This window comes from Rhodococcus sp. NPDC004095, assembly GCF_053604015.1.
On sequence record NZ_JBSGGS010000003.1, the window covers coordinates 351,854 to 372,031 of the forward strand.

Genomic DNA, 20,178 nt, shown 5'->3' on the forward strand with positions numbered 1-20,178 from the left:
ATCCGGGGCTTTTTCGTGAGACGGCCTGGATCGGGTAACGACCCGCGGGACCGACGACGATCCAGTGAGTGACACGAGGAGTACAAATGGGCGCCCCCATCCCATCGAACGACGACGCGACGAAGAACACCGACACCGACGACACCACCGGCCTGCCGACCACCGAGGCCGAGATCGACGAACTCCGCAAGGAGATCGACCGGCTCGATGCCGAGATCCTCGCGGCGATCAAGCGTCGCAGCGAGGTCTCCCGGATCATCGGCCGCACCCGGATGGCATCCGGCGGCCCCCGTCTCGTGCACAGCCGCGAGATGAAGGTGCTCGAGCGGTTCAGCGAGCTCGGCCAGGAGGGCCACACCCTCGCGATGCTGCTGCTGCGCCTCGGCCGCGGTCGCCTGGGTCGCTGACGCACCTGCGCTTCGCACCTGTGCAGAGCGGCGGCTCCGCTGCGCTTCGCGCCTGTGCAGAGCGGCGGCTCCGCCGCGCTCGGTGCCTGTGCGTGATCCTCACCCAGCCGGTGAGGATCACGCAGGAATGACGGAGCGGCTGCCCGGACAAATCGGGCAGCGACCCGCGGTATACGGTGGCCTCGGCCGCCCCGCGGCCCCGATCGGCGAGGGAACCCGGTGAGAATCCGGGACTGACGCGCAACGGTGACGGCACGAGTGGCCGAAGTCCGAATGCTCTCCGGATCGGGTCAGGTTGACTCAGGCCCCGCGACCGGGCCCCGCACCAGGAAGTTCCGCTCCCATGCGCCTTCGTTCCGCATCCGCCGCCGTCTCCGCCGCCGCGGTTCTCGCACTCACCGGATGCTCCGGTTCCGGCTCCCCCACTCCCCACTCGGCTGCCTCCGAGAACGCCACCACCGGTGTCCCCCCGATGACGACCCCGAACTGCGGCCGCACCGTCACCGTCGACGCGCCACCGGAGCGGGTGGTCTCGCTGAACCAGGCGTCGACCGAGATCCTGCTCTCCCTCGGTCTGGCGGACCGGATGGTCGGCACCGCCACCTGGACCGACCCGGTCCGGGAGAACCTCGCCGAGGCCAATGCCACCGTGCCGCGGCTCGCCGACAAGAAGCCGTCCCTCGAGGTCGTCCTGGACGCCGACCCGGACTTCGTCACCGCGTCCTTCGCGTCGTCGATCGGCGACGGCGGCAGTGCGGGCCGCGACCAGTACGAATCGCTCGGCGTGCCGACCTACCTGTCCCCCACCGACAACGGCTGCAGCGGCACCGCGAACGCGGCATCGAACGCCGATGGCGCCCGCACCGAACCGCTGACGCTCGACAGCGTCTATCGGGAGATCCGGGAACTCGCAGCGATCTTCGACGTCCGTGAGCGCGGCGAGGCGTTCGTCACCGAGCTGCAGCAGCGGTACACGCGGGCCGCCGAGTCGGTCGACGCTTCGGGCGTGTCTCTGGCGTTCTGGTTCGCCGACACCAAGACCCCGTACATGGCGGGCTGCTGCGGGTCCTCCGGGATCATCGCGAACTCGGTCGGCGCGACCAATGTCTTCGGCGACACCACCGACGAATGGCCGCAGGTCAACTGGGAAACGGTCGCGGACCGCAACCCAACCGCGCTTGTCCTCGCCGACCTGAGCCGGCGCAGCATCGACGGCGACGCGCTGGACAGCAAGATCGCCTTCCTCGAATCGAACCCGGTGACCTCGCAGATGCCCGCGGTGCGGGACAGGCGGTACGTCATCGTCAACGGCGCCGACCTGAACCCGACCATCCGCACCGTCGACGGTGTGGAGAAGGTCGCTGCCGCACTGCAGCGGTGGAACCTGGCAGCGCCCCAGCAGTGAACGCCCCGGCTGTGAAACCCGCGGCGACCACCCCGGCCGGCGGCACCCGGCGTGCCGACGTACCCGGTTCGTCGGCAGGGTCACCTCGCACCGAGTCGCGACCGTTCCTCACCGCGGTGCTCGGCGGCGGCCTGATCCTGCTCGTCGCCTCGATCGCGGTCACGATCACGATCGGACCGGCGAACCTGTCGGTGCGGGACGTGTACGCGGTGGTGCTCGAGCATCTGGGTGTCGGCTCGTCGGGCCTGAGCCGACTGCAGGACGGCATCGTCTGGGATCTGCGACTCCCGCGGACACTTCTGGCAGCGGTGTGCGGGGCCGGGCTGGCCCTGTGCGGCGCGATCATGCAGTCGCTCCTGCGCAATCCACTCGCCGATCCGTTCGTCCTCGGCATCTCCTCCGGCGCGTCCACGGGTGCGGTGCTGGTGGCAGTGCTCGGCATCGGTGGCGGCGCCATCTCGCTGTCGATGGGTGCCTTCGCGGGCGCTGTGGTGGCGTTCGCCGCGGTGATCGCGCTCGCCGCGGGGGCCGGTGGTGGCACGGCGCGAGTGATCCTCGCCGGTGTCGCCGGTACCCAGCTCTTCTCCGCGCTGACCTCGTTCATCGTGATGTCCTCGGCGGACGCCGAGCAGACGCGCGGGGTGCTGTTCTGGCTGTTGGGTTCGCTCAGTGGGGCGGACTGGACCGATGTGCTGCTGTGTGGCGGTGTGACGGTGCTCGGCATCGTGATCTGCCTGGCGGTGGCCTCGTCACTGGATGCGCTGACCTTCGGCAACTCCGCGGCGATGTCGCTGGGCGTGTCGGTGCGCAAGATCCGGTTCCTCCTGCTCACGGTCACCGCGCTGATCACCGCGGCGCTCGTCAGTGCGGCCGGTGCGATCGGTTTCGTCGGTCTGGTGCTGCCGCACGCCGCGCGGTTCCTCGTCGGCCCGCGCCACAGCCGCCTGCTCCCGGCGACCGCGCTGATCGGCGCGATCTTCATGGTGTGGGTGGACGCGGTCGCCCGCACCCTGTTCGCACCGCAGGAGATCCCGGTCGGTGTCGTCACCGCGCTGATCGGTGTCCCCGCGTTCGCGGTCATCCTGTTCCGGATGCGAAAAACCTCATGACACGCGAAGGACGGTGCCGCTGATGCCCCTGCACGCCAAGCACATCGGGTGGAGTCGGGGCGGAAATCTGGTCCTCGACGGGGTGACCGTCGAACCCGTCCCGGGCGAGACCATCGGGCTGCTCGGGCCGAACGGGTCCGGGAAGTCCTCGCTCCTCGGCGTTCTCGCCGGCGTCCACCGACCCGACTCCGGCCGGGTCCTTCTGGACGGCAGCGACATCCGGTCGATGCGGCGGCGCCAGATCGCCCGCCGGGTCGCCACCGTCGAGCAGCACGCCGACACCGAGGTCGACATCACCGTCGCCGATGTCGTTCGTCTCGGCCGGATCCCGCACCGTGGCGCGTTCGGCGGCGACGAGGCCGCGGACTCGACCGCGATCGAGTGGGCGTTGGCCCACACCGGTATGACCGAGCACGCGCATCGACGGTGGCACACCCTCTCCGGCGGCGAACGCCAGCGCATGCAGATCGCCCGCGCGCTCGCGCAGGAACCGGACGAGATCCTGCTCGACGAGCCGACGAATCACCTCGACATCGCGCACCAGCTCGACATCCTCGCGCTGGTCTCGGAGCTCCCGATGACCAGTTACATTGCGCTGCACGACCTGAACCTGGCCGCGATGTTCTGCGACCGGGTGGTGGTGCTGGCCCACGGGTCCGTCGTCGCTGCGGGCACACCCGCCGAGGTGGTCACCGAGGAACTCGTCGAGCACGTGTACCGGGTCCGGGCCACCGTCGCCCTCGACGACGGGGTTCCGTCGGTCAGCTACCGGCGCGCCACCCGGACTCCCGTCCCGGCCGCACCGTGACGGGAGTCCGGGTCGGTCACTGCCGTGTCGAATGCAACCCCGCAGCAAGTTTCTCCACCGCGTCGACCTCGCGGATTCCGGGGTCCAGTTCGGAGCCGGTGAGCACGACGTAGCGTCGTTCGCGCACGGCAGACAGCTCCTTCGTCACCGGATTCGATTCCAGGAAGGTGATCTTCGTATCCAATGAGTCGCCGTCGACCCGCTTGCGGCTGAGGTCGCCGAGCACCAGAACATCCGGGTCCCGGTCGGCGAGGGTCTCCCAATTCACCTCGGGCCAGTCGTCGCGAGCATCGGCGAACACGTTGACCGCTCCGGTCTCTTCAGCGAGAAGTCCCGGTGAGGAGCAGCATCCGGCCATGTAGGGCGCCTCGAGACCCGAGAACCAGAACGCGACGGTCGGCCCCGTGCCGTCCCGTGTCGCTTCACCGGCGACCGCGCGCGCGGCAGCCATACGCTCCTCGAGTTGCGCCACCAGCGCCGCTCCGCGATCGCGGACGTCGAAGATGGCGGCCAGCTCGCGGATCTCCCGGTAGAGCGTGTCGATCGCCAGCGGCGCGTCTCTGGTGACGGTCTCGCCACTGACCGTGGAATCGACACACACGGACGGCGACTGGTAGGTCGGCACTCCGAGCTGGGCGAAACGGGCACGATCGGCGACGACCGCCGATGTGAAAGTGTGCGCGCTGGCCGAGGTCACCAGATCTGGCTCGGTGGCCAGCACCGTCTCGAGCGACGGATCGTTGTCGGCCAGCCGGGGCACCCGCTGGTTGTCGGCCTCGAGACCGGGCAGAACCGGGTCGAACCAGGTCGACGTGCCGACCATCCGATCCGCGAGACCAAGGGAGAGAAGGATTTCCGTCGAACTCTGATACAGCGACACCGCTCGCTTCGGGGGCGCCTCGAACACGACCTGCTCCCCGCAGTTGTCGATCGTCAACGGGTACGCGGTTGCGCCCACGGCGTCGATCGGCCGGACGGAGTCGGTTTCACCATCGGATGGGCTGCTGCAGCCCGCGAGGAGGGCTGCGGAACATGCTGTGACCGCAAGGCGGCGAGCAAGATGGAGCACCATTGGGGCTTCCTTTTCGTTGAGGGCCCTTTCGCGGGGCCCGCCGAGACAATCCGGCATCGTCGGATGCCGCGCCGGCGAGCATTCGGACTCGGGATTTCTCCCTCACCGCTGCGCGTCAGTCCCGGATTCACACCGGATTCCCTCGCCAGGCCGCTCGACTCTAGCAAGCTGGATTGCCAACCGGACTCCGGTCAGAACATCGCGGCGAGGTTCACAGGTCAGGTCTTCGGCCTCGCATGCACCGGTGTCGTGGGCGCTATGCCCGGGAAGCGACCGCCAGTAGGTCCGTGTCGGTCCGCCACCTGTCGGCCAAGTCCTGCGCGGCGAAACCGGCCACGAGGCGCGGTCGGGTTGCGACAGACCCCTCGTCCGGTCGTCAGCCCCGAGCGGTGAGGAGCGCGAAGATGCGCCGCAGCTCGTCCACCGTCGGCTCGGGCAGGTGGTCGCGCGCGTGCAGGAATCCGACACCCGCGTAGACCAGCACCCCACTGCGCAGCCGGGCCTCCTCCGCGTCGAATCCCAGGTCGAGGAGAGCACTCTGGACGACGGCGAACACCTGGTTGTCCAGTCGGGCAACGGAATCGGCGACCTGTGCGTCGCTGCGCGCCCAGTCCCGGACCGCGACTTCGACCGCCCAGCCGCGCTGCGAGGTCAATTGCGCGGCCATCGCCTCGAGTCGTTGGTCGCCCGGGATCGACGTCGTCTCCTTGAGCGCCTGCAGTGTCTCGTTCTGGATCTCGCACCACCGGTCGGCCACCGCCTTCATCAGGTGGTCGATGTCGGTGAAGTGCCAGTAGAAGCTGCCCTTGGTGACGCCGAGCTCCTCGCACAGCCGGGTGATCTTCACCCCGGTGACACCTTCCCGGACCAGTAGGTCGAGGGCTGCCTCGATCCAGTCGTCGACGGACAGCCTGGCCTTGCCACCGGCGGCGCGGGCCGGCTTCTTCGCACCCGCCACGCCCTGTTTCGCCACCATCTCGCCTCTCTTCGAATGCCGTACTGCCATTCCAAGCTACGGCGCCCGCGGCCCGTTCACGAACCGTTCGGTGGGCAATCCCGGCACACCGCGCACGTGTGCGGCGAATCTCCACACAAACCCCGGCCCATACCATACAGTGCGGTATGGTCCTCGGTCCGAGGGAGCCGAGAGTCTCGACAAGGGGTGTCACCGTGCAGGGACGGGCAATTGGACGCCGAAGTGTGTTGCGCGCACTCGGAGTCGGCGGGGTCGCGTTCGGGCTGGGCGTGGCACGTCCGGTCGCGCAGGGGACGGCCCAGACCGACGGGTTCAAGAGCCCCCTGCTATTCCATTCACCGCCGACGACCCCGTTCCGTGCCGGCCTCGAACCATTGCCGACGGTGTCCGGTTCGAGGCTCCGAGTCGCCGCGGTCAACGCCTCCCATCGGTTCCACCCCGACCACGGCCCGGCCTCGACACTCGCCTACCGGGTCGACGACACCGCCGTCTCGTACCTGGGCCCGACGATCGAGGCGCACGTCGACCAACCCGTCGTGATGGAGGTGACCAACGAGATTCAGGGCCATCCGCTCGCCGCGGACCTCGACCTCAGCCTGCACGGCGTCTCGCACAGCTACCGGTCGTCCCCGCCGATCGTGCTGCACCTGCACGGCGGCGAGACGCCACCCGACAGCGACGGCCACGCCGAGCAACTGATCCATCCGGGCACCACGCTGACGCACCGGTTTCCGAATCACCAAGAGGCCGCGCACCTCTGGTATCACGATCACGCCATGGGCATCACCCGCGCCAACGTATACGCCGGTCTCGCCGGCACCTATTTCCTGCGCGACCGCTTCGACACCGGAACCGCCGACAATCCCCTGGGCCTACCCGCCGGCGAGTTCGAGATGCCGCTGATCCTGCAGGAGCGGATTCTCCGTGCCGACGGCGGCCTGAGCCTGCGGTCGACGCCCGTCGTCCCCTCCGGTTCGTGGGAAGGCGGTGCCGTCGGAGATCTCGGCCTGGTGAACGGGGCGGTGTGGCCGGACATTCCGGTGGCGCGCGGGCTGTACCGGTTTCGGGCGATCAACGGCTCGTCGTACAGCGTGTGGAACCTGCACTTCGACAACCACATGCGGTTCTGGGTGATCGGCAACGACGGCGGTCTGCTCGACGCACCGGTCCCCACGACGTCGATCCGCATGTCGCCGGGCGAGCGCTACGACCTGCTGGTCGACTTCTCCGATTTCGACGCGGGCGGTTCGGTGCACCTCTGCAACGACGAAGCACCCCCATTCCAGGCGGCGATGCTCGGCGAGGTCGCGATGCCGCTGTTCTGCCGCTTCACCGTCGGTTCGGAGCGCGGGTTCCGCGGACCCGTCCCGGCCACGCTGCGGGCGGGCGGACGCACACCCGATCCGCTGCCACCGCTGCCGACACCGTCCGTGATCCGGAACGTCTCGGTCAGCCAGCCGTACGCCTTGCGGATTCCTCCGGCGTACATGGCATTGAACAACCTTCGCTACACAGATCCCGACATCGAGATGCCCCGCGCAGGCACGGTTGAGCAGTGGAACATCGTCAACGTCACCGACGACCCCCACCCGATCCACCTGCACCTGGTGATGTTCCGCATCCTCGGCCGCGCGCCGCTGCGCACCGTGGAACTGCAGGCGACGAATCTCCAGCCGCCGTTGGGAATCCGCTGGACACCCGACCCGGAGCCGTACCTCGCGGGACCGATGCTGCCACCCGCGCCGTGGGAGGCGGGATGGAAGGACACGGTGCGGGTCGACCGCGGGACCGTCACCCGGATCCTGGTGCGTTTCCCGACGGCCGACGAGCTGGGCTTCGACCCGGACGCCTCCTTCCCGGCACCGTCGGCGCCTGCGCCGACGATGCAGGGGTCCTGGACGCCGATCCACAACGGGATCGATCACGGAACCGGGCACGGCGATCCCGTGGCCGACACCGAGAACGCCACCACCGAGCACGCGGACCACGCCTCCCACCCCGCGGGCGGTGATCTGCAGGGCTACATGTGGCACTGCCACATCCTCGATCACGAGGACCACGAAATGATGCTGCGGTACCGGGTGGTCACATGAGGTGCGCGTGACCACCCGCCCCGGAGCGGCCGCTGTCTCCGCGCTCGGCGAGTTCTACGCGCTGACCCTGGACACGGCGGCGGCCCTGTGGCGCACACCGTTCCAGTGGCGCGAATTCCTCGACCAGTGCTGGGCCGTGATCCGGGTGGCGCTGCTGCCGACGATCGTGATGTCGATCCCGTTCACGGTGCTGGTGGTGTTCACCCTGAACTCGTTGCTCACCGAGATCGGGGCGAGCGACCTGTCCGGCGCCGGCGCCGGGCTCGGCACGATCACCCAGATCGGTCCGCTGGTCACGGTTCTCGTGGTTGCGGGTGCCGCCGCGACGGCGATCACCGCCGACCTGGGATCGCGGGCGATCCGCGAGGAGATCGACGCGATGGAGGTGCTCGGCATCGACCCCGTGCACCGGCTGGTGCTTCCCCGGGTGCTCGCCGCGACGGTGATCGCCACCCTGCTCAACGGCGCGGTGTGCGCGATCGGTCTGGTCGGCGGATTCGTCTTCTCCGTGTACCTGCAGGACGTGAACCCCGGCGCCTACGTGCAGGGATTGACCCTGCTCGTGGGACTGCCGGAACTGCTGCTGTCGGAGGCGAAGGCCGCCGTGTTCGGTGCGGTCGCGGGCTTGATCGCCTGCTACCGCGGGCTCGCCGTCACCGGCGGGCCGAAGAGTGTCGGACAGGCCGTCAACGAGACGGTGGTGTTCGCGTTCGTGGCGCTGTTCCTGGTGAACATGCTGCTGACATCGATCGGGCTGGCTTTGACCGGGGCGTGACAAGGCACAACCGACAGGGGGGTTCGTGGCGAGCATTCTGACGACCACTGCGACACATCGCATCACGCGCGGGGCGCGGTCGGCGCTCCGGGCGGTCGACGACTTCGGCCGGCGTGCCCTCTTCTTCGCGGCGGCGGTGTGGTCGACCGGCAAGGCGTTGCGCCGGTACCGATCCGAGACCCTGAGGGCGATCGCCGAGGTGGGGCTCGGCACCGGACTGCTCGCCGCGGTCGGCGGCAGCGTCGTCATCATCGGCTTCATCACCCTGTTCGCCGGTGCGACCGTCGCGGTGCAGGGTTACCACTCGCTCGACAACATCGGCATCGACGCCCTCACGGGGTTCCTCGCCGCGTACGTGAACGTGCGGGTCGTGTGTCCGGTCACCGCCGGGATCGGACTGGCGGCGACGATCGGTGCCGGCACCACCGCCCAGCTCGGTGCGATGCGGATCAGCGAGGAGATCGACGCCCTCGAGGTGATGGCGATCCGATCGGTCCCCTACCTCGTCGGCACCCGGCTGCTCGCGGGCCTGGCCACCGTCGTTCCGCTGTACGCCGTCGCACTGGTCACCTCGTTCGTGTCGAGCCGGATCACCACCGTCCTGCTGCTCGGCCAGTCCGGTGGCGTGTACGACCACTACTTCTCGACGTTCCTCGTCCCCTCGGACGTGCTGTGGTCGTTCGTTCAGGTGATCGTGATGGCGTTCGCGGTGATGCTGATCCACACGTACTACGGCTATCACGCGAGTGGCGGCCCCGCCGGGGTGGGCACGGCGACGGGCCGTGCGGTGCGCCTGTCGCTGATCGCGGTGGTGACCGTGACCCTGGCCGTCGCGCTGGCGCTGTACGGCAGCGCCCGCGCGGTGCACCTGGCGGCGTGATGGCAACCAGATTCGCGGCAATCGTGTTGGCGGCCTTGCTCGTCGGGCTCGCCGTCCTGACCTGTGCGGCGTACACCGGAATCCTGGCCGCCGATCCGGTGCGGGTGTGGCTCGAGGTGCGGCGCGCCGGCCTGCTGCTCCAGAACGGGTCCCTGGTCAAGTACCACGGTGTCGAGGTCGGACGGGTGGTCGAGGTGTCCCGGGAGGAGCAGGGCGCGGTGGTCCGGGTCGAACTGGCCCCCGACGCCGCGACCGACGTCCCGGCCGGGGTCGGCGCCGACATCACCGCGACCACCGTGTTCGGTGCCAAGCAGGTCGTGCTCACCGATCCTGCCGTCGCGGCCACGGGCCCGATCGCCGACGGCGCGGTGATCCGCGCGGATTCGGTCACCGCCGAAACGAATTCGATCCTCGACCGGCTCACCGCCGTCCTCGACGTCGTCGAGCCGCAGCAGTTGCAGGCCACCCTGAGCGCCGCCGCGACCGCACTGCGGGGCAGGGGAACGGACCTCGGCCTGGCGCTGGACGACATCGACGCGGTGCTGGCCACGCTCGACCCGGCACTCGGAGCCCTGTCCACCGACATCTCCGCGGGCGCAGAGGTGTCCGGAACACTGGGCGACGTCGCCCCGAACCTGGTGGCATCGGCGCGGTCCGCGACCGTCACGGCCGACAGCGTGGTCTCGCACCGACAGTCCCTCGACGCTCTGCTGCTCGGCGTGATCGGTGTCGCCGACACCGGGACACCGGTGCTGGCCGACAACACGCGAGCCCTCACCGATGCCGCGGCACTGTCCCGGCCGACGACTGCGCTGTTCGCGGAGTACTCGTCCGGGTTGACCTGCTTCATCCAGGGCGCCGACGTGGCACGGGTCGGGGCCGAGAAGGTGTCCGGGGGCAACGGCCGGTCGATGCTGCTCAACAGCACCATCCTGTTCGGCGTCGACGCATACCGCTACCCGACCGACCTGCCGGAGGTGCGGGCGACCGGCGGACCCCGGTGCGGGGCGCTTCCGGAACTGACGGCCGCGGACGTTCCCGCGCCGTACGTCGCCGCGGACACGGGGGCGAACGTGTTCGGCCACGGGCGCACCGGCCCCACCGTCGACCCGAACTCGCTGCTGACAGTGCTGGTCCCCGGGCTGCCCGGCGGTGCACGATGACGGGCCGGGCGGTGGGGGTGGCGGTGTTCACCGTCGTGACGCTGGCGATCACCGCCGCACTGGTGCTGGTGTTCGGCCAGTTCCGCTTCCAGCCGACCACCGGGTACCGGGCGCTGTTCGTCGACGCATCCGGTTTGCATGCGGGCGATTTCGTCCGCATCTCCGGTGTCGAGTCCGGGCGGGTCCGCGACGTCACGATCACCCCGGACGGCGCTGCGCTCGTCGCATTCACCGTCGACCGGGCGGTCACCCTCACCGGCGACGCGTCCGCCGCGGTGCGCTACCAGAACCTCGTCGGCGACCGGTACCTGGAGGTCCGCCCCGGCACCGGCGCGGGCACCCTGCCCGGCGGGGCGACCCTGCCTCCGGAGCGCACCGAGCCGGCTCTCGACCTCGACGCACTGCTCGGCGGGTTCAAGCCCCTGTTCGGGGTGCTCGCGCCCGATCAGGTGAACGCGCTGTCCGGCGAGCTGATCGCGGTACTGCAGGGTCAGGGCGGGACCGTGGAATCGGTTCTGGCGCACACGGCTTCGTTGACGACGACCCTCGCCGACCGGGAGGAGGTGATCGGGCGGGTCATCGACAACCTCGACAGCACCGTCGAGACCTTGGCCGGCCGCCGCGACACCCTCGCCACCGCAATCGATCGGGCCGCGCAGCTGAGCAGCGGACTGGCCCGCGAGCGGCAGTCCTGGGGCGTGGCGCTCGAGCGCATCGACACCGCCGCCGGGGAGGTCGCCGGCCTGCTCGACACGTCTCGCCCTCCGCTGCAGGGCACCGTCGGCGAGTTGGGCCGCACGACAGCGCAACTCGACAGCGGACGCGACACCCTCGACAGCGTGCTGACGCGACTCCCGGACACCTACGCGGCGCTGAGCCGGCTCGGCGTCTACGGGAACTTCTTCAACTACTACCTGTGCGCGTTGCGAATCAAGTACACCGGGCCCGACGGCACCGATGCCACCACCCCGCTGTTCGGCCAGCCGACCGGGAGGTGTGGTCCCCGATGAACGAAAGGTACCGGCAACGGAACACCCTGCGGCTGGGCATCATCGGCACTGTCCTCGTCCTCGCCGCGGTCCTGGCGGGGCTACAGGTCCGGTCCCTGCCGTTCGTTGCGTCCGGCGCCGGCTACCGGGCGCTGTTCCTCGACACCGGCGGACTGCGGGTCGGCGACGCGGTCCGCGTCGCCGGTGTCGACGCCGGTCGGGTCACCGCCATCGAGATCGAGGGCGCCGCGGTCGCCGTGGCGTTCCGCCTCGACGCCCCCGTCCGGCTCGGCGACCGGACCCGGGTGGACATCGCGACCGCAACCGTACTGGGCGCCAAGAACCTTCGGGTCACGCCGGGCGGCGAGAATCCACTGCGACCGGGCGCGACGATCGGCACCGAGTCCACCACCTCGCCCTACCAGCTGACCGAGGCGCTCGGGGACCTCACCGATCGGGCGGAGCGGATCGACACCGACCGGCTCGCGGAGTCGATGCGCGTCCTGACCTCGACCCTGCGCCGCGTTCCGGACGACGTGCGGGCCGCGGTCGACGGAGTGGGACGGTTGTCGGCGACGGTGGCCGACCGCGACGAGTCGCTCCGCGGCCTGCTCGCATCTGCCGAGAGCGTCACCGGCGTCCTGGCCGAGCGCAGCGGGCAGATCGACACGCTGCTGACCGATGCAACTGCGGTGCTCGGCGAGCTGCGGGACCGCCGCGCCGTGATCGACACGCTGTTCGACAACGTCTCCGCGCTGTCCCGGCAACTGGACGGGCTGGTCGCGGACAACGAGGCGGCGATCGGACCGACGCTGGCGTCGCTGCAGTCGGTGCTCGCGGTGCTGCAGACGAACCGGGCGTCCGTCGCGGCCGCGATCGAGCGGCTCGGTCCGTACATCACCGAGCTCGGCGAGGCGGTGTCGAGCGGGCCGTTCTTCAACTCGTACATCCAGAACCTGATCCCGGGGCAGGTGATCGCCCCGTTCGTGCGGGCCGCCCTCGGGCTGGGACCGGCGCCGGGCGAGAACAGCACCGTCAATCCCCTGTCCGCTCTGGACGGGGCACCACGATGAGCGACGCCGAGGAGAAGGGAGCGGCCGTGGAGCCGGTCCGCAGGATCCGCCGCACCTGGGTGGTGCTCGGTGCCGTGGTCGCGGTCCTCGTCGCGGCCTCGTACCTGGTGGTGCCTCGGGTGACGACGATGGTCGTGGAGGCCGAGTTCACGAGCACCACCGGCCTGTATCCTGGGGACGACGTCCGCGTCATGGGAGTGTCCGTCGGCCGGATCGAGTCGATCCGGCCCGGACCCACGGCCGCCCGGGTTCGGATGCGGATCCAGCGGTCCCAGCCGATCCCGGTGGACGCCGACGCGATCATCGTCAACCAGAGTCTCGTCGCGGCGCGGTTCGTCCAGCTGACCCCCGCCTGGACCGGGGGCGAGCGGCTCCGGGACGGGGACACGATCGGCCTGTCGCACACCGCGGTTCCGGTCGAGTGGGACGCGATGACCGCGCAGCTCGACCGGCTGGCCACCGCCCTCGGCCCGCCGGATCCCACGCACCCCGAGACGGGCCCTGCCGGCGACCTGGTCGACGCGCTCGACGCGACCCTCGACGGCGAGGGCGAGAATCTGCACACCACCCTCACCCGGCTCTCCGACGCGATGCGGATCCTCTCCGACGGCCGCACCGACCTGTTCGCGACGGTGCGCAACCTGCAGGTGTTCGTCGCCGCACTGGCCGACAGCGATCGGCAGATCGTCGAGTTCAACGACCGAATGGCCACGGTCACCGAGGTTCTCGGCTCCGACACCGACACCATCGGCGCCGCGATCACCACCCTGGACACGGCGGTCGGGAACGTCACCCGGTTCGTCCGGGACAACCGGGACGCGGTCGGCGCGTCGGCCGACCAGCTGTCCGACGTGCTCGCGACCCTCGCCGCGCAACGCGACGGTATCGCGCAGATCCTGCACGTCGCACCGACCGCGCTGGCGAACATGAGCAACATCTACCAGCCCGCCCACAACGCGGTGGTCTCCGCGTTGGCGCCCGACAACTTCGCCAATCCGGTCGACTTCATCTGTTCGGCGCTCGCGGCGGCGGAGCAGGTCGGTGCCGAGCGCGGCGCGGAACTGTGCGTCCAGTACCTCGGGCCGGTCCTGAAGACCCTCGCGATCGACTCCCTTCCGCTGCAGTCGAATCCGACCCGAGGGGTGACCGCCCTGCCGGGCCAGGTCGTGCAGAGCGGAGACGGCGAATGACCAGGCTGGCCGGCGTCGCGCTCACCGTGGCCGTCCTGTGCACCGGGTGCGGGTGGCGCGGGGTGGAGTCGCTGCCGCTGCCCGCGACCGAGGGCCGCGGCGCGGGCGCGTTCACGGTGCGGATCGAGCTGCCGGACGTCTCGACCATCACGCCCAACTCGCGGGTGCTGGTCGACGACGTGACAGTCGGGTCGGTCACGGACATCGCGCTCGGCGACGGGCACGCCGTGGTGACGGTCGGTCTGCGCGGCGACGTGAACCTGCCCGCCAACACGACCGCCCGGATCGGCCAGACCAGCCTGCTGGGCGCCACCCACGTCGAGCTGGCCGCGCCGACCGGGGAACCGCCGGTGGGACACCTCGGCGACGGCGCGCGGATCGGGATCGACCGCGCCCGACGCCTATCCGACCACCGAGCAGACGCTGTCCTCGCTGTCGCTGGTGCTCAGCGGCGGCGGGCTCGCGCAGGTGCAGGAGATCATGACCGAGGTCGATGACGCGCTGGGCGGCCGCGAGGACACGGTGCGCGACCTGCTCGGCCGGCTGGACACGCTGCTCGCCACCCTCGACGGCCAGAAGTCCGACATCGTGCGCGCGATCGACGGCCTCGACCGCCTGGCCGCCGAGGTCGCGGCGAATCGTGACGACGTGACGCGCGCGATCGACAGTCTCACCCCGGCGCTGGGCACCCTCGCCGACCGGCGCGAGGACCTGGTCCGGGCGCTCGACTCCCTCGGCAGGCTCGGGGACGCCGCGACCGCCCTGGTGACGAGCACCGGCGAGGACCTCACCGCGAATCTGCGCTCGCTGCAACCGGTCCTGCGCTCACTGGCCGATTCCGGTCCGTCCCTGACGGAGTCGCTGCGGTACCTGCTCACCTACCCGTTCCCGATTGACACGTACCGGAACGCGGTGCGCGGCGACTACGCGAACGGGGAGGTCACCCTCGACCTGCGGGCGGCCACCCTGGACAACGCACTGCTGCTCAGAACACCACTGGCGGGCCGGCTCGCCGGACCCGAGGGTGCGGTCGGGGCGCTGGCTCCCGCCACCGCGATCACCCTGCCGGACGTCGGCCGCCTGTTCTCCCCCACCGCACCTCGGCCCGCCGGAGGTACCCCATGACTCGATCGATCCGCCTGCGCCTGCTCGTATTCGGCCTCCTCGGGGTGGTGGCGATCGCGGTCACGGCGGTCCGGTACGCACACCTTCCCGAGCAGGCCGGGCTCGGCCGATACCACGTCACCGTGCTGCTACCGGACGGGGCGGGACTGTATCCGCGGGCGAACGTCACCTATCGCGGCACCACGATCGGCACCGTCGCCGAACTGCGCGCCGATCCGGTCGGGGCGCGGGCCGTCCTCTCCCTCGACTCAGACGTCCCGGTCCCGGCGGACCTCGACGCCGAGGTGCACAGCCTGTCCGCGATCGGCGAGCAGTACGTCGACCTGCTTCCCCGGTCGGCCGACGGGCCACCCCTCGCGGAAGGCGCGGTCGTCGCCCGCGAGCGCACGACGGTTCCACAGCGGATCGGCCCGACCCTCGACCACCTGCACGCGGCCCTCGCGTCGGTGGACCCGGACGCCCTGCGCCGCGTGCTCGACGAATCCTTCACCGCCGTCGACGGAGCCGGGCCGGACCTGGCCGCGCTGCTGGCCTCGACGTCGTCGTTCGCGGCGGACGCCGCGGCCGATCGCGATGCGCTGACCGGACTCGTCACGGACGCCGCCGCCGTTCTCGACCCGCTGGCGGCGAGCAGTGCACCGATCCGCTCGTGGGCGGCGTCCCTCGCGGATGTCAGCGGGACCCTCGCCGGGGTCGATCCGGCCCTCCGATCGGTGCTCGAGCGTGGTGGCCCGGCAACGGTGGAGGCAACCGCACTGCTGGACCGGCTGCGTCCGACTCTTCCTGTGCTGCTGGCGAACCTGACCAGCGTCGCGCAGGTGGCGCAGGTCTACGATCCGGCGATCGAGCAGCTCCTGGTGCTGTACCCGCCGATCATCGCGTCCACCCAGAGCGCGGGACTGGTCAACGCCGACGATCCGGGGCAGAACACCTTCTTCCTCGCGCAACTGAACGACCCCCCGCCCTGCACGACGGGCTTCCTGCCCGCGTCCGAGCGCAGGTCCCCGACCGAGACGGACACGGTTCCGACGCCGCCGGGCCTGTATTGCTCGGTGGCACCGGGTGATCCGACCGCGGTCCGCGGCGCGCGCAATCTGCCGTGCCTGGAGCATCCCGGGTACCGGGCCGCGACCGTCCAATTGTGCCGGGAGGCCGCCGAATCGGACTCTCCACGATGATTCCGAAAACACCTCTCCATACCATCGAGTACGGTATGGTTCGCCTGTCAGCGCGCCGCGCGTCCGTGTTCTACCGTCCGTCCCGGAAGGTGTGACCGAGCAGTGATCGTCGACCATTTCCAACGCATTCCGTACGAACCGGCCCGCGACGGCAGGGTGGAGATGCACTCCGGCCTGTCCCGCCACTATCCGACCCTGCACGCGAATCTCGTGGCCGCGCCGGACCACGACCGTTCCGTCGGTATCGTGATGGCGCACCCGGCCTCGGACTTCCTGTCCCACTTCCTGCTTCGCGGGTTCGCCGACGCCGGGATTCCCGCGCTCGGGGTGAACACCCGCTACAACTCGAACGAGCCGGCGCTCATCATGGAACGCGCCGCACTCGACCTCGGCTCGGCGGTGCGCTGGATGCGGGAACGACTCGGCTTCGAACGGGTGATCCTGCTCGGGTTCAGCGGCGGCGGCTCCCTCGCCGCGTTCTACCAGGACCAGGCGGAGAATCGGACCGTCACCCACACCCCGGCCGGCGACCCGAGCGGGTTCGCCGACGCCGACATGCCCCCGGCCGACGCATTGCTGCTGATCGGCGCGCACACCGGCCGGGCCCACGTCCTCCGGCACTGGATCGACCCGGCGGTCACTGACGACGAGCAACCGGACCGCACCGACCCGGACCTGGATCTGTACGCGCCGGACCGGACCGCACCGCTGGACCGCGACTGGGTCACGAAATATCGTTTGGCGCAACTGGACCGGATGCGCCGAATCGACACGTGGGCACTCGACCGGCTCGCGGAGCTGAACCGCACCGGCGAGTCCGACCACGGCTTCGTCGTTCATCGCACGGTCGCGGATCCACGGTTCGTGGACATCACCCTCGATCCGAGTGACCGCGCCGTCGGCAGCATGTACGGGGACCCGGCCCGGGCGAACACGGCCGCCGGCGGCCTGGCCCGGTTCGTCACCGTCCGCAGCTGGCTGAGCACCTGGAGCGTGGACCACACCAACGCCGACGCACTCCGCAACCTGCCCGGTGTCACCTGCCCGACGCTGGTGATGTCGCTGCTCGGCGACCAGGCGGCGTTCGCCTCGGAGTCGCGGGCCATGCACGCCGCACTCACCGGCGCGCCCGCGACCCTCGTCGAGGTCCCCGACCTGAACCACTACCTGGTGGACCAGCCGCACGGCGTCGCGCACGTCACCGGCGAGGTCCGCACCTGGCTGGCGGGCCACGACCTCGCCGCCTGAATCTTCCACCAGCTCAAAAAAAGACGATTCGCGGGAGCGAGAGATCATGGCCATCCACCCCGAGACGGACAGCATCACGACACCGGTGCCACCGATCCGCGAGCAGCGCTGCCCCAGCGCGTTCACCTACTGGGACCGCAAGACCGGTCCACGCGTCCGGCGCGCCGAGCGGGCGCTGCGCCGCGCCTTCGGCTACGAACTGTTCCCACCGGACGAGCTGGCGCATGCGTTCTGCGAGAGCCTGTTCCACGGCGACCCGCTGGCCGAGCACTTCGTCGATCAGGTGTACGGCACCGACCCCGCGACCGGACGGGCACTGCTCGACCGGGCGCTCGCCGAGGGCCTGGAGTCGGTCCCCGAGGCCCCCGAGAGCATGCGCGAACTGTTCACCGAGTTCGAGACCGTCCCGGACTGGGTCGACCGGGACCTCGTCGAACGTGGCGCCGCGATCTGGCGACGGTGGGGCACCATGCTGTTCACCGTCGCCGGCGGTATCACGCTGGAGATGTACACCGAGGCCGCGGTCGCCACGCCGCTCTCCCTCGCCGGCGGCTACGCCGGTGACAACGCGCTGCGCCGCTACCTCGAGACGTCCCGGTTCTGGATCGACGTCTCCGAGCCGGGCGCACTCCTCACCCCGGGTTCGGCGGGCCGCGCCACCGCGATGCGGGTTCGGGTCATGCATGTCGCGGTCCGGCGGCGGGTCGACGGTCACGCCGAGTGGGACACCGAGAAGTGGGGATACCCGATCAGCCAGGGCTACCAGATGTTGACCCTGCTCGGCGGCAGCACCGTTCCGGCACTGGCGCTCCGGCTCGTCGGCATCCACACCAGCCGCTCGGACATGACGGCGTTGCTGCACTTCCAGAAGTACATGGGGTACCTGCTCGGCGTCGACGTGCGCCTGTTCCCCGAGACCATCGCGGACTCGATGCGACTGAACGCCATGGTCTCCTTCAGCCGCAGCTACGACGCCGGGGTGCACGGCAAGGAGCTCATCGAGTCGTTCCCCGCCGCATTCGCGCCCCGACCGGAGCAGCGCGGACTGCAGCGCCTGCGCGCCCGCTACACCTACGGCATGTACAGCGCCTACACCACCCTGTTCATGAGCCCGGTGACCCGCGCCCGCTACGACATGCCGTCGCCGCTGCCGTGGATCCTGGTGGTCATCGCGCGCTGGCCGCTGCTCACCGCCGCCGAGTACGTCCGCCGCGTCTCGCCCCGGGTCGACCGGCTCTGGGACCGGATCACCTCCCGGCACCGCGAGAGCTGGTACCGCGCGCAGATGGCAGGCCGGGAGGCGGAGTTCCAGGCGCGCAGCGGATTGCGCCGATGACCACACCCATCGCCACCCTGGACTACCTGCACGGCTTCGGCAACGAGCACCACTCCGAAGCCGTGGCCGGCGCTCTGCCGTGGGGCCAGAACGGACCCCAGCACGCCCCGCACGGCCTGTACGCGGAGCAATTGTCGGCCACCGCGTTCACCGAGCCGCGCGGGCGGGGCCGCCGCACGTGGGTGTACCGCATCCTGCCGTCCGCCCGGCACGGGGCGTTCCGGCGCATCGCCGACGGGAACCTTCGTGCGGCACCGCTGTCCGGCGGGGTCCTCGACGTCAACCGGCTGCGCTGGGACCCGATGCCGGACGCCGGTCCGGGCGTCGACTTCCTCGACGGGCTCTACACCCTCGCTGCGAACGGCGACGTCACCTCGCAGACCGGCATCGCGATCCACACCTACGCCTGCACGCGGTCGATGGAGTCGCGATACCTGTTCGACCTCGACGGCGAGCTGCTCCTGGTTCCGCAGTCCGGTCGGCTCCGAGTCCACACGGAGGTGGGCATTCTCGACGTCGCACCGGGAGAGATCGCGGTGATCGGGCGGGCGATCGGCTTCCGCGTGGAACTGCCCGACGGCGGTGCCCGCGGGTACGTGCTGGAGAACTACGGCGCGTATCTCGCACTCCCCGAACTCGGACCGATCGGCGCCAACGGCCTCGCCCACCCGCGCGACTTCCTGTATCCCGTTGCCTCGTACGAGGATCGGCTGGAGACGGTCGAGGTGGTGCGCAAGTTCGGTGGGCACCTGTGGGCCTGCGAACTCGACCACTCGCCCCTCGACGTGGTGGCCTGGCACGGCACCCACGGGGCCTACAAGTACGACACCGCACGGTTTCACGTGATGAGTTCGGTGACCTGGGACCACCCCGATCCCTCGATCTTCACGCTGCTGACCTCCCCGTCGGGGCGCCCCGGCGTCGCCGACGTCGACGTGGTGGTGTTTCCGCCTCGATGGAACGTCATCGAACACTCCTTCCGCCCACCGTATTTCCACCGCAACGTGATGACCGAGTTCATGGGGCTGGTCACCGGCGTGCACGATGCGAAGGCGGAAGGCTTCGTGCCGGGCGGGGCGAGCCTGCACAACATGTGGGCGCCGCACGGCCCCGACGCGACGACCTACGAGGCGGCCGTCGCGGCCGATCTGACACCGCAGAAGCTCGACGGCTCACTGCCGTTCATGTTCGAGACCCGGCGACCGCTGCACGTCACCGACTTCGCCCACGCCGCCGAGCACCGGCAGCCCGACTACGACTCCTCCTGGCGCGATCTGCGGCGCCACTTCCCGGCTTCCTGAATCAGTTTCCCCACAAGCAGTTCATCCCGATCGACCCGACGAGAGGACGA

Annotated in this window: 19 protein-coding genes and 1 riboswitch; of the genes, 17 read left to right on the top strand and 2 right to left on the bottom strand. The window is 70.2% G+C overall.

Annotated features, from left to right (window positions below; genetic code table 11):
* The first annotated feature begins 86 nt into the window (after positions 1-86).
* The 4 genes from ACWEPG_RS07725 to ACWEPG_RS07740 all read left to right on the top strand — a co-directional run bounded on the left by ACWEPG_RS07725 (position 87) and on the right by ACWEPG_RS07740 (position 3,729).
* Positions 87-407, top strand: coding sequence for a chorismate mutase (locus ACWEPG_RS07725; RefSeq protein ID WP_450113291.1), 321 nt, complete (start codon positions 87-89; stop codon positions 405-407).
* A gap of 343 nt (positions 408-750) precedes the next feature.
* Entirely contained in the window at positions 751-1,812 is a 1,062-nt protein-coding gene (locus ACWEPG_RS07730) for an ABC transporter substrate-binding protein (protein ID WP_452594181.1), read from the top strand.
* Between the two features lie 116 nt (positions 1,813-1,928).
* Entirely contained in the window at positions 1,929-2,921 is a 993-nt protein-coding gene (locus ACWEPG_RS07735; RefSeq protein WP_450113386.1) for a FecCD family ABC transporter permease, read from the top strand.
* Between the two features lie 22 nt (positions 2,922-2,943).
* Positions 2,944-3,729: an ABC transporter ATP-binding protein gene (locus ACWEPG_RS07740; protein WP_452594182.1), complete on the top strand. Its 786-nt coding sequence runs from the start codon at positions 2,944-2,946 to the stop codon at positions 3,727-3,729.
* A 16-nt stretch (positions 3,730-3,745) separates the two neighbouring features.
* Here ACWEPG_RS07740 and ACWEPG_RS07745 read toward each other — a convergent pair whose 3' ends face one another.
* A complete protein-coding gene (locus ACWEPG_RS07745) occupies positions 3,746-4,801 on the bottom strand; it encodes an ABC transporter substrate-binding protein (protein WP_452594183.1) in 1,056 nt (351 codons plus the stop codon).
* 58 nt (positions 4,802-4,859) lie between these two features.
* Positions 4,860-5,001: riboswitch (cobalamin riboswitch) on the bottom strand.
* 176 nt (positions 5,002-5,177) lie between these two features.
* Positions 5,178-5,777, bottom strand: coding sequence for a TetR/AcrR family transcriptional regulator (locus ACWEPG_RS07750; RefSeq protein ID WP_452594184.1), 600 nt, complete (start codon positions 5,775-5,777; stop codon positions 5,178-5,180).
* 146 nt (positions 5,778-5,923) lie between these two features.
* Here ACWEPG_RS07750 and ACWEPG_RS07755 point away from each other — a divergent pair, with 146 nt between their 5' ends.
* The 13 genes from ACWEPG_RS07755 (at position 5,924) to hmgA (ending at position 20,128) form a co-directional block, all read left to right on the top strand.
* A complete protein-coding gene (locus ACWEPG_RS07755; RefSeq protein ID WP_452594185.1) occupies positions 5,924-7,870 on the top strand; it encodes a multicopper oxidase family protein in 1,947 nt (648 codons plus the stop codon).
* Between the two features lie 7 nt (positions 7,871-7,877).
* Entirely contained in the window at positions 7,878-8,645 is a 768-nt protein-coding gene (locus tag ACWEPG_RS07760; protein ID WP_450113302.1) for an MlaE family ABC transporter permease, read from the top strand.
* Between the two features lie 25 nt (positions 8,646-8,670).
* Positions 8,671-9,525, top strand: coding sequence for an MlaE family ABC transporter permease (locus tag ACWEPG_RS07765; protein ID WP_450113303.1), 855 nt, complete (start codon positions 8,671-8,673; stop codon positions 9,523-9,525).
* A complete protein-coding gene (locus ACWEPG_RS07770) occupies positions 9,525-10,688 on the top strand; it encodes an MCE family protein (RefSeq protein ID WP_452594186.1) in 1,164 nt (387 codons plus the stop codon). Before ACWEPG_RS07765 ends, ACWEPG_RS07770 begins: the two co-directional genes overlap by 1 nt.
* Positions 10,685-11,698 carry an MCE family protein gene (locus ACWEPG_RS07775; protein ID WP_450113305.1) on the top strand — a complete coding sequence of 338 codons (1,014 nt, stop codon included), beginning with the start codon at positions 10,685-10,687 and terminating at the stop codon, positions 11,696-11,698. The genes ACWEPG_RS07770 and ACWEPG_RS07775 overlap by 4 nt, the downstream gene beginning before the upstream one ends.
* Positions 11,695-12,750 carry an MCE family protein gene (locus ACWEPG_RS07780; RefSeq protein WP_450113306.1) on the top strand — a complete coding sequence of 352 codons (1,056 nt, stop codon included), beginning with the start codon at positions 11,695-11,697 and terminating at the stop codon, positions 12,748-12,750. Before ACWEPG_RS07775 ends, ACWEPG_RS07780 begins: the two co-directional genes overlap by 4 nt.
* Entirely contained in the window at positions 12,747-13,940 is a 1,194-nt protein-coding gene (locus tag ACWEPG_RS07785) for an MCE family protein (RefSeq protein WP_450113307.1), read from the top strand. Before ACWEPG_RS07780 ends, ACWEPG_RS07785 begins: the two co-directional genes overlap by 4 nt.
* On the top strand, positions 13,937-14,437 hold the full coding sequence (locus ACWEPG_RS07790; RefSeq protein WP_452594187.1) for an MlaD family protein: 501 nt from the start codon (positions 13,937-13,939) through the stop codon (positions 14,435-14,437). Before ACWEPG_RS07785 ends, ACWEPG_RS07790 begins: the two co-directional genes overlap by 4 nt.
* Positions 14,421-15,065 carry an MCE family protein gene (locus ACWEPG_RS07795; protein WP_452594188.1) on the top strand — a complete coding sequence of 215 codons (645 nt, stop codon included), beginning with the start codon at positions 14,421-14,423 and terminating at the stop codon, positions 15,063-15,065. Before ACWEPG_RS07790 ends, ACWEPG_RS07795 begins: the two co-directional genes overlap by 17 nt.
* Positions 15,062-16,243 carry an MCE family protein gene (locus ACWEPG_RS07800; protein WP_450113309.1) on the top strand — a complete coding sequence of 394 codons (1,182 nt, stop codon included), beginning with the start codon at positions 15,062-15,064 and terminating at the stop codon, positions 16,241-16,243. The genes ACWEPG_RS07795 and ACWEPG_RS07800 overlap by 4 nt, the downstream gene beginning before the upstream one ends.
* A 102-nt stretch (positions 16,244-16,345) precedes the next feature.
* Positions 16,346-17,491 carry an alpha/beta hydrolase gene (locus ACWEPG_RS07805; protein WP_450113310.1) on the top strand — a complete coding sequence of 382 codons (1,146 nt, stop codon included), beginning with the start codon at positions 16,346-16,348 and terminating at the stop codon, positions 17,489-17,491.
* 46 nt (positions 17,492-17,537) lie between these two features.
* Entirely contained in the window at positions 17,538-18,827 is a 1,290-nt protein-coding gene (locus ACWEPG_RS07810; RefSeq protein WP_450113311.1) for an oxygenase MpaB family protein, read from the top strand.
* Positions 18,824-20,128 carry a homogentisate 1,2-dioxygenase gene (gene hmgA / locus ACWEPG_RS07815; protein WP_450113312.1) on the top strand — a complete coding sequence of 435 codons (1,305 nt, stop codon included), beginning with the start codon at positions 18,824-18,826 and terminating at the stop codon, positions 20,126-20,128. Before ACWEPG_RS07810 ends, hmgA begins: the two co-directional genes overlap by 4 nt.
* Positions 20,129-20,178 lie beyond the last annotated feature (50 nt).